This window comes from Kluyvera sp. (assembly GCF_047971185.1).
Taxonomy (GTDB): domain Bacteria; phylum Pseudomonadota; class Gammaproteobacteria; order Enterobacterales; family Enterobacteriaceae; genus Kluyvera.
This window is the reverse complement of record NZ_JBKDZH010000030.1, coordinates 1-13454: the sequence shown is the minus strand read 5'-3', so window position 1 is coordinate 13454 and position 13454 is coordinate 1. Positions and strand designations below refer to the sequence as shown.

Below are 13454 nucleotides of genomic sequence, written 5' to 3'. Positions count from 1 at the left end.
TTTAAGATGGCATGCCGCTTATGGGAAGGGCAGCGGAAGAAAAGGGCGCGCGGCGCAGAAAACGGCCCTGACCGGCGACGCCGCTGAAGGTCCCGTTACTGAAGATCACCCGGCCATGCGATAGCGTCTGGCGAATCGAGCCCTGGCAGATAAAGCCTTCCCACGGCGAATAGTCGGCGTTGTCGTGCAGCATTTCGTGACGAATGGTGGTGGTGCGGCGCGGATCTATAATCACCACGTCGCCATCTGCCCCCGGTGTCAGCACGCCTTTTTGCGGCCACAGGCCGAACAGCTTCGCCGGGTTGGCGCTGGTGAGCGCAACGAAATGCTCGGGGGTAATGCGTCCGGTCATTACGCCGTGAGAGAACAGCAGCAGCAGACGGTTTTCCACCCCCGGCAGGCCGTTCGGACAGCGGCTAAAATCACCGTTGGATAAATGCTGGCGCTGAGCCATCGAAAAGGCACAGTGGTCGGTGGCCATTACATCGATGTCGCCGTCGCTCACCCCGCACCACAGCGCGTCGTTATTGCTGGCGTTGCGCAGCGGCGGGCTGAGCAGATACTTCAGCGCATCCTCGCGTTCATAGCAGCGATCGTCGAGCAGCAGATACTGCGGGCAGGTTTCCACCCATACCGGCTGATGACGCGAACGGGCCAGCTTCAGGTATTCCAGCCCCAGCCCGTTCGACAGGTGCACAATGTACAGCGGCGCGTTACCGGCGAGCTGCGCGAGGTTAATCATGCGGGCGATAGCCTCCGCTTCGCACTCCAGCGGCCGGCTCAGGGCGTGATAGCGCGGCGCGGTTTTTCCCTGCGCCAGAAACTCCGAGCGTTTACGGGCAATGGCCGCGTCGTTTTCCGGGTGCACGGTGGTCAGTGCGCCGGCGGCGTGCAGATGGCGCATCACCTGAAGTACGTCGTCATCGCTCAGCTTGTACTGGTAGGTTAAATAGAGTTTGAAGCTGCTGATCCCCGCGTCGACCATCATGGGAATTTCATCGAGGATCGCGTGGTTAATATGCTGAATCACGCCGTGAAAGCTGTAGTCGATCACCGCTTTGTAGGCGGCGTAGCCGTGGTAGGTTTCCAGCTGATGGCGCAGACGACAGCCCGCCGGGCCAAATCCCATATGATCGACAATGGTAGTGGTGCCGCCGCAGGCCGCCGCGCGGGTGCCGGTAAAGAAATCGTCGCAGCTGCGGGCCAGGCCGGTATCAATATTGAAATGGGTATGCACATCCACGCCGCCGGGCATCACGTAGCAGCCGCTGGCGTCAATCACTTCGCAGGGTTGTTCAACGGTTATCTCTTCGGCCAGCTGGCTAATCAGGCCGTTTTCAATCAGCAGGTCCTGTCTGGCTTGTCCGTCGGCGTTAACGACGGTGCCGTTTTTAATCAGTACGCGCATATAAACTCCAGACTCCCGCCGCGAACGGCGGGAGGAATAGCGGACTACAGTGACTCGGTGGCCAGCCAGCTCAGCGGAATAGCGGCGTACATCGCGGCGCAGGTGACCAGGTGAGGCTTCCAGGTTTTTTCGTTAGGCGCATGGGCTTCAGGTTCTTTGCCCGGGCCAAAACCAATCACCGGAATGCCGTGACGGCCCATGATCGAGACGCCGTTGGTAGAGAAGGTCCACTTATCGACTACCGGCGCTTTGCCGAAGAGACCTTCATAGGCGTTGCTCAGCGCGCGTACGGTGAAGTGATCCTCTTCCACTTTCCAGGTCGGGAAGTAGCACTCGGTCGGGTACACCAGCCCGGTCCAGGATGGACGGTCATAGTTGTACATTGAGACCACCGCGCCGGCTTTTTGTACCGCAGGCAGGGCGCGGATCTCGTCCAGCGCGCCTTCCCAGGTTTCGCCCCAGGTCAGACGGCGGTCGATGGACACGGCGCAGCTGTCGGCGACCGCGCAGCGGCTTGGCGAGGTGAAGAAGATTTCCGAGACGGTGAGGGTGCCCTTGCCGAGAAATTCGTCGTTGCCCAGCTTGTGGGAGAGGTCCTGTAACTCGTTGAGAATCGGCCCCATTTTAAAGATAGCGTTGTCGCCGCGTTCCGGCGCGGAGCCGTGGCAGCTGACGCCAGAGACATCAACGCGGATCTCCATGCGCCCACGCTGGCCGCGATAGATCTGGCAGTCGGTCGGCTCGGTGCTGACCACAAACTCCGGACGAATACCGGACTGTTCGATAATATACTGCCAGCACAGCCCATCACAGTCTTCTTCCTGCACCGTACCGGTCACCAGCAGGGTGTATTCGTCTTCCAGCCCCAGATCTTTGATAATTTTGCCGGCGTAGACCATGGATGCCATTCCACCTTCCTGGTCAGACGCGCCGCGCCCGCCGATGAGTTCATCGGTTTCCATGCCCTGGTACGGGTCGAAGCTCCAGTTTTTGATATTACCGATGCCCACGGTATCGATATGCGCGTCCATCGCCACCAGACGCGGGCCGTGGCCGATATAACCCAGCACGTTACCCATAGGGTCGATTTCCACTTTATCGAAACCGACCTTTTCCATCTCTTCTTTGATGCGGTGCACCACGCGCTTCTCGTCGCAGCTTTCGCTCGGGATGGCAATCATGTCGCGCAGGAAGCGGGTCATGTCCTGCTGGTAGTGGTTGGCTTTTTCAACGATCAGTTTAAAAGGAATATGCTTAGCCATGAGGATGTTCTCCAGTTCTGAATGGGTTGGATTTATTGCGCTGCCGGATGCTTGCCTTCCCAGACAATTTCCCGATAGTGCTTCACGTCGGTGTCGCCTTCGGTGCTGATGATCAGCACCACGGAGTGGCTATCCAGCTGCAGTTTGTTCATCAGCGCGTCGCGCTGTGGGTGATAGTGAACGGCGGCGAGCACGCCAAGGCCGACCGCGCCGGACTCCCCGGAAATGACGCGCGGGTCGTGGCCGATCGGGTTGCCCAGCACCCGCATACCGAGCGCGGAAACCGCATCCTGGCAGGAGATAAACTGGCTGGCGCAGTTGCGCAGAACGTCCCATCCCAGCGGGTTAGGTTCTCCGCAGGCCAGGCCCGCCATGATGGTGGCCATATCGCCGCCGACGTTGACGATTTGCCCCTTAACCCCGGAGCGGTAGAGGCAGTCGGCCAGCTCGGGCTCAACGATGACGGAGTGCAGATTCTCCGCGCCGTAGACGTCTACCAGGTAGCCGAGAACGCCGCCTGCTAGCGCGCCAACGCCACCCTGCAGGAAAACGTGCGTCGGGCGGGCGATGCCCATCGCTGACATCTGTTCAACGGCTTCATCGGCCAGCGTGGCGTAGCCCTGCATAATCCAGGTCGGGATTTTGGTGTAGCCGTCCCACGCGGTATCCTGAACCACTTCCCAGCCGTTTTTCTGCGCCGTCTGCATGGTGAAGCGCACGGTATCGTCATAGTTCATGTCGGTGACGATACATTCCGCGCCCAGACGCAGAATGGCGTCGACGCGTTCCTGAGCCGACCCTTTCGGCATGTAAATCACCGCGTTTTGCCCCAGCTGCTGCGCGGCCCATGCGACGCCGCGCCCGTGGTTACCATCGGTGGTGGTGGCGAAGGTCATCTTCTCTTTGATGCGTGATTTCAGGCCGTCGAGCGAAAGTTCATTGATATCCAGTTGATACTTTTCACACAGTAATTGCGCTATCGCGTAAGAGCCGCCGAGCATCTTGAAAGCGTTAAGGCCAAAACGCTGTGACTCATCCTTCACCAGGATTTTGTGGACGCCAAACAGGGCGGCCAGCTCATTCAGCGCGTGCAGCGGCGTTGGCTGATAGCCGCGAATTTTTTGATGGAAACGGCGCGCCTGTTGCGCAGGCTGGCGCGAAAACAGCGGCGAACGTTCGCCGGTGTAAAAACGGTTATCGGCAATATCCATTTTCAGTGAGAAAGCAGACATACACTGTCCTTATTCGTCATACGGGGAGTGATGCTGGCCCGCAGGCCAGCGGAGGTGGCTATTTGATGCGTTTTTGCGCTTCACCCAGCAGTTGCTCCAGCAACATGCCCGGCTTCGCGTATTTGCGGCAGAGGATCATGGCGGCGATGATGTACGGCTTCCAGCTAGCTTCTTTGTAGGTGGCGATACGGTATTTTTCGAACACCGCTTCGGTGACTTCGCCCTCGTTACAGGACACGCCGGTAATATCCGCCGGCAGGCAGTGCATATACAGCGCTTCACCGTCGCGGGTTTTCGCCATCATCTCTTCGGTACAGTGCCAGTCTTTGTGCTGGGCGTTCTGTGCCAGGCAGGCTTTCTCCAGCGCTTTCAGGCCGTCATGATCGTTCGCGCGCAGCAGCTCCGTGCGTTGCTCCATGACCTGATACGGCGCCCAGGATTTCGGATAAACGATATCGGCATCTTTAAAGGCTTCCGCCATATCCGTCACCTGCCGGAAGCTGCCGCCGGAGGCTTTGGCGTTGTTTTTCGCGACTTCAATCACGTCCGGGATCAGGTCGTAGCCTTCGGGGTGGGCGAGGGTAACGTCCATACCGAATCGGGTCATCAGGCCGACAATGCCCTGCGGCACGGACAGCGGCTTGCCGTAGCTTGGGGAATAGGCCCAGGTCATGGCGATTTTCTTGCCTTTGAGATTCTCCAGCGAACCAAAGTGTTCACGTAACCACGCCAGATCGGCCATCGCTTGCGTAGGGTGGTCAATATCGCATTGCAGGTTAATCAGCGCCGGGCGCTGCGGCAGCACGCCCTGTTTGTAGCCGTCGTCCAGCGCTTCGCCCACTTCACGCATATAGGCGTTGCCCGCGCCAAGGTACATATCGTCGCGAATACCAATCGCATCAGCGCAGAAGGAGATCATATTGGCAGTTTCACGCACCGTTTCACCGTGGGCAATCTGCGATTTCCCTTCGTCGAGATCCTGCTGCGCAAGCCCGAGCAGGTTCAGCGCCGAGGCATAGGAGAAGCGGGTACGGGTAGAGTTGTCGCGGAATACCGAAATTCCCAGCCCGCTGTTAAACACTTTGGTGGCAATATTTTCCGCACGCAGGGTTTTTAACGCTTCCGCGACGTCCAGCACCTGCGTTCCCACGTCAGCAGAAAATCCTTCTCATGCAGATTAGAATTCAGGGTGTTGATATCCTTAATCAGTTCGTTAACAGTTTTCATATTTCAATCCTGGTCGTGAATGACGGCTTATTGATTGCTGGTTACCGCTGCGGCAAATGCCAGCGCTGGTATTTCACTAACAATAAGCGTGCCAATATCAAAAGGAGCCGATTGACCGCGGATAAAACGGCAGAATTATGCGATGGATATCACGAAAAAGGACCAGCAGGATAGGTGCGTATCAAAAATAGCGGCCAACCATTTCGCTATATGTTTATTTATACATCGTGTTTTGCTGGCGATATTAATAGGCCGCAATCAGAGAAGTGCACCAATTTGATAAAATTCAGCGTGAAAATTATCACATTGATATAAAAATGTGATACCACTTCCATATTTGATTTAATAATCCAAAAAGAGAAAGCACCTGCATCAATTGTTGCTAAGGGCTGCGGTAGTATCATCGTAGAGAAATAAGCGTTGTCGTTCACCCAGTTAGCTTTCAGTGAGTGATATTATGATACCTTCCAGTTCGTCATCGATCTTGATGCAGATTCAGCCGACAATTCAACGATTTGCCCGCATGCTCTCCAGCGTTCTCCAGCTTGAGGTTGAAATTGTCGACAATAGCCTGTGCCGCGTGGCCGGTACGGGAAGCTACGGTAAATTCCTTGGCCGGAAATTAAATACAGACTCGCGACTTCTTCGTTACATTATTGAAACAAAGAAGGAAAAAGTGGTAACCCATTCGCGCTTTGACCCTCTTTGTAAGGGCTGCGAGAGTAAGGAGACCTGTAAAGAAAAAGCCTTCCTTGGCACGCCGGTGATTTATCAGGAACAGTGCGTGGGCGTTATTAGTCTGATTGCCCTGACGCGCGATCAGCAGGAAAGAATTAATGATAACATCACCGAGTTTTCCGATTATGTCCGTCACGTCTCTTCCATATTTGTCTCCCGTTTACTTGAAGATCAGAGCGGCAGCGACAATATCCAGAAAATGTTTTTAACGATGCTTGACAATATGGACCAGGGAGTGCTGGTTGTCAGTCAGGAGCAAAAAGTCAAATTTGTTAATCAGGCAGCGTTAAAAATCCTTGGGGCCACCCAGGGGAATATGGTGGGTAAAGAGATTCATTTTCGGCCGCTGACGTTCGCACAAAACTTTATTCGCGGCCACGTTCAGCACGTCATTTCTATTGATGATAAGAAAGAACTGATTATCGGCCAGCTGCATGCCATCCAGGACCAGTGGCTGTTCCTGATGGCGTTTCATCAGTCGCACTCGTCGGCGGAGATCGCCGCGCCGCAGGAAGGGCCGCAGATAGAACAGATGGTCGGCGAATGTCGCCCGATGCGGCAGTTAAAGAAGCTGATTACCCGCGTTGCGCCCAGCCCCTCAAGCGTGATGATTGCCGGGGAAAGCGGGACGGGTAAAGAGGTGGTTGCCCGTGCGGTGCATAAGCTGAGCGATCGCAAAGATAAGACGTTTATTGCCATTAACTGTGCCGCGATTCCGGAACAGCTGCTGGAAAGCGAACTGTTCGGCTACGTGAAAGGGGCATTTACCGGCGCGTCGGCCAACGGGAAAACGGGGCTGATTCAGGCCGCTAATCACGGAACGCTGTTTCTGGATGAAATTGGCGATATGCCGCTCACGCTGCAGGCCAAGCTGCTGCGCGCCATTGAGTCACGCGAGATCCAGCCGGTCGGGGCCAGTCATCCGGTTCCGGTGGATATTCGTATCATTTCCGCCACCAATCAGAATCTCGACCAGTTTATCGCCGACGGTAAGTTCCGCGAAGATCTCTACTATCGGCTTAACGTGATTCCGCTACGGCTGCCGCCGCTGCGTGAACGCCAGGATGATATCGAGCTGCTGATTCACTATTTCCTGCACCTGCATACCCGTCGGCTGGAGCTGGTCTATCCGGGCGTCGCGCCGGAGGTGATTGCGCTGCTGAAGAGCTATCGCTGGCCGGGCAATATTCGTGAGCTGAGCAACCTGATGGAGTATCTGGTTAACGTAGTGCCTTCCGGTGAGGTGATTGACGTCTCGCTGCTGCCGCCAAACCTTGTCAGCAGCGGTAAAACCGGCGAACGCGTGGAGGCTCCTGGCACCACGGCAGTCAGGGCCGCGAAAGAAGAGGAGGGCGTGACCGGGCTTGAAGAGATGGAACGGCAGATGATACGCGATGCCTTAAGCCGCTATAGCAATAAAAAGCAGGCGGCAGACGAATTGGGCATCGGGATTGCCACGCTGTATCGCAAGATCAAAAAATACGATCTGATCGTTATCTAGATCCGCCTACGGAGACCAACGTCGCTGTCGTATCACTCTGAGAGCGACGTTTATCAAAATCGACATTATCATCTCGTTTGTATGCCCGGTCATAATTTCACCGACCGTAGCCGGTTTTTTGTGCTGTTATTCCGCTGCTGCTTGCTCGCTTCAGTCGTCATTTCTGTTCGTATTTTGAGCGAGTGGCACCTTTCTTGCCTTTTACCTCCTGTCTCCGACGGCGCGTTCGTCGGCCATTACACATGAAAAGGACAGGAATATGGCGCAAATGAATGAAAACATCGCCACCGCACCGGTTTCACCGCTGCGCGAGTTTTTTGCCAAACCACGGATTATCGCCAGGCCGGGCTTTAACCGCTGGCTGGTGCCGCCCGCCGCGTTGGCCGTCCATCTTTGTATCGGTATGGCCTATGGGTTTTCCGTTTACTGGCTGCCGATGTCGCAGCTCATTGGTGTTAGTGAGCACTTACAATGTCCAGTTAACCTCTCCTTCTGGCAGCAGCTGGTGACCCGCGACTGCGACTGGAAGATCTCCATGCTGGGGTGGACCTATACGCTGTTTTTTGTGTTTCTCGGCTGTTCGGCAGCACTGTGGGGAAGCTGGCTGGAGAAGGTGGGGCCACGGCTGGTGGGCTTTGTAGCGACGCTGTGCTGGTGCGGAGGGCTGCTGCTATCCAGCGTGGCGATCTATTTCCATCAGCTCTGGCTGCTGTGGCTAGGGGCCGGTGTGATCGGCGGGATCGGCCTGGGGCTTGGCTATATTTCCCCGGTTTCCACGCTGCTGCGCTGGTTTCCTGATAAACGCGGCATGGCGGCCGGGATGGCGATTATGGGCTTTGGCGGCGGGGCGCTGGTGGGTGCACCGTTAGCCAACGCGCTGATGAATTTCTTTGCCGGCCCGGAAGGTAACGGCGTGTGGCAAAGTATCCTGGCGCTGGCGGCGATCTACGCGTTATTTATGCTCTGCGGTACCTTTGGCTACCGCTTGCCGCCGATGGGCTGGCACCCGTCGGGAGAAAAAGCGCAGAACACGATCCGCCATCATTCAACGATTCAGGTTCACGTGAGCGTGGCCTGCCGTACGCCGCAGTTCTGGCTGCTATGGCTGGTACTGTGGCTGAACGTTACCGCAGGTATTGGCATCCTCGGCATGGCGTCGCCGATGTTGCAGGAGATCTTTGCCGGTAAACTGCTGTCGCTCGACCTGAACTGGTATGCGCTGAATAGCGAACAGCTAAAGCGCATTGCCACCATGGCGGCGGGATTCACCGGCTTACTGAGCCTGTTTAATATTCTGGGGCGTTTCTTTTGGGCATCGGTCTCTGATTTATGCGGGCGCAAAATGACTTTTGCGATCATTTTCTGCCTGGGTGCGGTGCTGTACGGCACGCTGCCGCTGGTCAACCATGGCGGCTACGTGGCGATCTACGTCTGCGCGCTGTGCGTTATTATCTCGATGTACGGCGGGGGCTTTGCCAGCATTCCGGCCTATCTTGCCGACGTTTTTGGTTCACAGATGGTAGGGGCCATTCATGGGCGGCTGCTGACCGCCTGGTCGGCGGCGGGGATCAGCGGCCCGGTGCTGGTGAACTATCTGCGTGAATATCAGCTGGCGCACGGCGTGACGCCCGAGCGGGTGTATGACATTACGCTGATGGTGCTGACCGGCCTGCTGGTCGTCGGTTTTATCTGCAACCAGTTGGTGCGGCCGCTGCCGGAGAAATACGCGATGACCGCCGAACAGCAGCAGCAGGCGAAGGGATTGTATACCATCAATAAAAACGCTCAACTGACCTGGGAGGCTCAGCCGTCGACGCTGTTAATGACGGCAAGCTGGCTGGCCGTCAGCGTGCCGCTGCTGTGGGGCATCGCAACCACGCTGCAGCAGGCGGTGAAATTCTTTATGTAAAGACAATGACCGACGCCAGCGCGCGTCGGTCGCGGTCTGATATCACAACGGTTTTTAGGGCAAACCGCGAGTACGCATCAGCGCTTAGCGCGGCTATTCGCCCACGGATCGAACGCCGGTTCTGCCGGCGTCACCTCAACCTCGTCGTGTAACGCGTCGAGATATAAGGCTTCAACTTCCGCACGCGCCCAGGGCGTACGGCGCAAAAATTTGAGGCTGGACTTCACGCTGGGGTCATTCTTAAAACAGTTGATTTTGATCAGTTGGCTCAACCGATCCCAGCCGTAGCGGGCGACCAGCGCGTTAACCTGCATTTCCAGGGTCACGCCGTGTAAAGGGTCTTTAGAGGTATGCGCAGTCATGAGCGTCCGTCGTTGATGAAATTTAGCGGGGGGAAGAGTACAAGAAAGGCGCGGACCCGGCAACGCGGATTGCTGTGCTGATGGCGGAATTGAGGGATACGATTTTATTATCAGAAAATCCCGAGCATAGTCTTGAGAGTTGTTTTACATCATATTTATGCAGCATGACCCTGTCGTAATAATGGCTATCTAGTTGAAATATTGATAAGTTTACCCTCCGTAGAAATAATTAGAAATAGGGTTATAGTGCTAAAGCTAAGCGCTAGAAGGTCGATGTTATAGGAAATTTGTCATAAAGCTGTGCTGCCTGATTGACTGCTGGAGGCACTCAAGGAAAACCGATGAGTAATATTGATATTAGAAATGACAAGCCACTAGTTGAATTGCTTTTGAGCGCCGATAAAAGCGATCTCGATCTGCTGATTGACTACATTACAGATAACGGTAAAGGTCGTCTTTCCCTTTCCAGCAGTGTGAAAACGCTCTTAGTTAGCGCTAAAGAGTTAAACGAGATTGATGAAGACACGGTGTGCGTATTGATCCGCGAGTTGCAACTGTATGGCGGCAACAGTTTCGCCAATCTATTTCGCAGAAACGGCGTGGACTATGCTGAAATTGTCGATGACGTGAGCGCTCGCCTGAAGATCCCCGTAAAAAAATCGACTTCGCTTGCAGGTAAAGAAGTCTCAATTATCATGAAAGTCTTTGAGGATGCATGGGAGAAAATGAGCGTAGCAGAGAGAAAAGCTATTCTCGATAGTCTTGGCATGAAATCCCCAGGTAGCCTGGAGGCACTTTTGCCGCGGATTGGTATCAGCGGAATAGCGGCATACCAGATCACAGCGCTTGTTGCGAGTTCTGTGGCCTCAATGGCAGCTGGCCGCGTTATTCCGATGGTGGCTAATTTCGGTGCTGGCCGTATGCTTGGAGTCCTTGCGGGGCCCATAGGCATCGCGTTGACCGGGCTATACAGCGCGTACGATCTGGCAAGCCCTGCCTTTAGGGTAACATTGCCTTGTATTGTCCAAATTGCCTGGATTCGTATGAAAAATAGCCGAATTCTTTGCGATAACTGCAACCATCAAATTGATGAAAGTATCAAGTTTTGCCCACAATGCGGCACGCCTGTAGAGGAAAGATAATGAATAATTTACCAGAGAAATGGCTAATTGGTGATGATCCTCAACGTCCTGTCCTCGCTATTTCTGTGCTGTCTCCTGATGCGCTTGCCGAAGGTGAACCACTTAAAGAGGGGAGTATCTCAGATATTTCCACGCTTAGCCCTTTATTACAGGCGCTACCTTCCGCTTTAACCTCTCATCATGTCGCCCAACACAACTATATGGAGGTCATTATTGATGGTCCGCTGGCTAAAGCTAAAGATGGTGTGGGATTCCGTGCTTTCAGTTTAGGGGATAACGGCAAGATAAAAGAACATGCCGTTCTCATGGATGCGGACAAGCTGAGTAATCTGATCAATACTGGTTTATTGGTGCAAACGGCGTCAATATTACTGGCGCAAAAACATCTTGCAGATATCAATGAGAAACTTGTCGCCATTTCTGAAGACGTAAAAAAAATCGCAGATTATCAAAGCAATGATCGTGCATCAAAATTAGACGCTGCGATTAAATATTTGCGCCAGGTATCCTCCGTAGTAGCGACAGGTAGAAAATTGAGCGTTGTTCGTCAGAAGCTGGAGGATTTTGAAGTTGAATTCAGCGCTATTCAGGCACATTTACGTAAGGATGTCATCTCTACCGGTAACGAAATTGAGAACTGTGTTGATCCTGATTACTTTGGTACCGATGGGATTACCCGTGAAATCAAGAAACGTCAACAGAGCCTACAAAGACACATCACAGAATGGAAAATGGCGTTATCAGTACGTATCTGCGCGCTGAAGTTAGTTGCGCTTTTTGAGGAAGATGCTTCGCTGCAAACGGAGCGAGAGCAAAGCATTAAAGATGACATAGAAGAGTTTACACGGGACTTAGATAGGGTTGCACAGATTCAGCATCAGCGCATCGCCGGGATATCATCATTCACAGAATCCAGTAACGCCACGAACGCTAATAAAGTGCTATTGAAAAAATGGATAACCCTGCATTTAGCACCGCACCGAGAACAAACTGCGCAATCACATCAATTGATTGAGCAGTTCTCGCAGCAGTTAGTGATTGAAAAGTTGCAACCAACACGCCTGATAGTGGAAATGGAAAATGGGCAACCGGTAAAAATGTTTCACGGGCGGTAACTGGAGGTCTTTGTCGGTGAAGACGCGTTGACGCAGCGACTAAAGATGACAAGTGTGCAAAATTAGACCGGCTACGATGGCCGGTTTTTTTATGGGGGCGTTACGTGAATTCCGATGGCCGGTTGCCCACGTTAAAGCATAGATTTTACGTAGCGCACAGAGAGTGGGGAAGAGGCATCTATTGATTTTTATGAGAGCGGTGGTGAGTTATGAAGTTAATTACCATCATAGGCGATTTAACATAATATACATTATGCGCACCAGGGTTGTTAGAACCATTTTGTAATGTCACTTTTTATCCAAATAGAAATGTCACCTTAGAGTAAGCTAAACTGAATGCAATTCTAAGGGACTCAACGCATGTTGGTGACCATGTCAGATAAAGAGATCCACCGTTTACCGGTGATACAAGCAGTTTGTGAAAAGCGTCTACGTCGTCGCGATGCAGCTTCACAGCTTGGCATTTCAGAACGTCAGGCGCAACGGCTTATAAATCGTTACCGGGTTTCTGGTGCTGAAGGACTTGTCAGCCGCAAACGTGGCCAGCCCAGCAACCGCCGGTTGACCGAATCGCTAAAACTACGCGTGCTCACGCTGATACGTGAAAACTACAGTGACTTTGGCCCCACACTGGCCGCAGAAAAGCTCAGAGAGCGCCATAATATCCGGCTTTCAATCGAGACCGTCCGCAACTGGAGGACATCTGACGGACTCTGGGTCCCACATGCTCGCCGTAAGTCACGGGTTTATCAGCCCCGGCATCGGCGTGATTGTCTGGGTGAACTTATCCAGATCGACGGCTCCCACCATGACTGGTTTGAAGGCCGTGCGCCAAAATGCTGCCTGCTGGTCTTTATCGATGATGCAACCGGCCGTCTGATGCATTTGCGGTTCAGCGAGGCAGAAACAGCCTTTGACTACATGCTGGCAACCCGGGAATACATCGAGCAGCATGGGAAGCCGGTATCGCTGTACAGTGACAAACACGCAATATTTCGCGTCAGTGGTCCGCAGAAACGCAATACCACCGTTACCCAGTTCGGACGTGTGCTTTATGACCTGGCAATCGAGCTTATTTGTGCCAACAGCTCTGAAGCTAAAGGCCGCGTGGAACGTGCGAATCAGACACTTCAGGATCGGCTGATCAAAGAAATGCGTCTGGAAGGTATAAGCGGCATTGAGGCCGCAAATGCCTGGCTTGCCACTTTCATCGCTGACTTTAACAGCCGGTTTTCACGACCGGCTAAGTTCCCCAAAGATTTGCATCGTCCGGTGCAGGAAAGCCCCGATGAATTAAGAGACATCTTTGCCTGGCATGATGTTCGTACCGTGTCGAAATCACTGACCTTCCAGTACGATAAGATCCTTTATCTCATGGACCCAACAAAAGAAAATAGCCGTCTTGCCGGTGAAAAAATTAAAGTACTGGATTATCCCGATGGCACCCTCGCCTTCCACTATGGGCACCGGAGCCTTAAGTGCCAGGCATTTGATAAGCTGGCCTGTGTCGACCAGGGGCAGATTGTTGATAACAAACGTCTCGGGACTGTACTCAGGC

At 53.8% G+C, this 13454-nt stretch carries 9 protein-coding genes and 1 pseudogene; 5 read left to right on the top strand and 5 right to left on the bottom strand.

All coding sequences use genetic code 11. The features are described 5' to 3' along the window. Position 1: 1 nt before the first annotated feature. From hydA to ygeW, 4 genes and pseudogenes are all read right to left on the bottom strand, one after another. Positions 2-1408: a dihydropyrimidinase gene (gene hydA / locus ACK5JN_RS07195; protein ID WP_416869524.1), complete on the bottom strand. Its 1407-nt coding sequence runs from the start codon at positions 1406-1408 to the stop codon at positions 2-4. Positions 1409-1452: 44 nt separating this feature from the next. Further along, positions 1453-2670, bottom strand: a complete 1218-nt coding sequence (locus tag ACK5JN_RS07190) for a YgeY family selenium metabolism-linked hydrolase (protein ID WP_416869523.1) — start codon at positions 2668-2670, stop codon at positions 1453-1455. 32 nt (positions 2671-2702) lie between these two features. After that, positions 2703-3902 (bottom strand): diaminopropionate ammonia-lyase, encoded by a 1200-nt coding sequence (gene dpaL / locus ACK5JN_RS07185; RefSeq protein ID WP_416869522.1) that lies wholly within the window; start codon positions 3900-3902, stop codon positions 2703-2705. Between the two features lie 58 nt (positions 3903-3960). Then, positions 3961-5129: pseudogene (ygeW, locus tag ACK5JN_RS07180) on the bottom strand (knotted carbamoyltransferase YgeW). A 457-nt stretch (positions 5130-5586) separates the two neighbouring features. Here ygeW and ACK5JN_RS07175 point away from each other — a divergent pair. After that, positions 5587-7368, top strand: coding sequence for a sigma 54-interacting transcriptional regulator (locus tag ACK5JN_RS07175; protein WP_416869521.1), 1782 nt, complete (start codon positions 5587-5589; stop codon positions 7366-7368). Positions 7369-7627: 259 nt separating this feature from the next. Continuing rightward, entirely contained in the window at positions 7628-9277 is a 1650-nt protein-coding gene (locus ACK5JN_RS07170; protein WP_416869520.1) for an OFA family MFS transporter, read from the top strand. Positions 9278-9354: 77 nt separating this feature from the next. Here ACK5JN_RS07170 and ACK5JN_RS07165 read toward each other — a convergent pair whose 3' ends face one another. Then, positions 9355-9639, bottom strand: coding sequence for a VF530 family DNA-binding protein (locus ACK5JN_RS07165; RefSeq protein WP_416869519.1), 285 nt, complete (start codon positions 9637-9639; stop codon positions 9355-9357). A 341-nt stretch (positions 9640-9980) separates the two neighbouring features. Between ACK5JN_RS07165 and ACK5JN_RS07160 the strand changes: the two genes are divergently transcribed. The 3 genes from ACK5JN_RS07160 to ACK5JN_RS07150 all read left to right on the top strand — a co-directional run. Further along, positions 9981-10781: a zinc-ribbon domain-containing protein gene (locus tag ACK5JN_RS07160; protein WP_416869518.1), complete on the top strand. Its 801-nt coding sequence runs from the start codon at positions 9981-9983 to the stop codon at positions 10779-10781. Next, positions 10781-11896, top strand: coding sequence for a hypothetical protein (locus tag ACK5JN_RS07155; RefSeq protein WP_416869517.1), 1116 nt, complete (start codon positions 10781-10783; stop codon positions 11894-11896). Before ACK5JN_RS07160 ends, ACK5JN_RS07155 begins: the two co-directional genes overlap by 1 nt. Before the next feature lie 372 nt (positions 11897-12268). Beyond that, a partial coding sequence (locus ACK5JN_RS07150) for an ISNCY-like element ISLad2 family transposase (protein WP_416869563.1) occupies positions 12269-13454 on the top strand: 1186 nt, incomplete at its 3' end.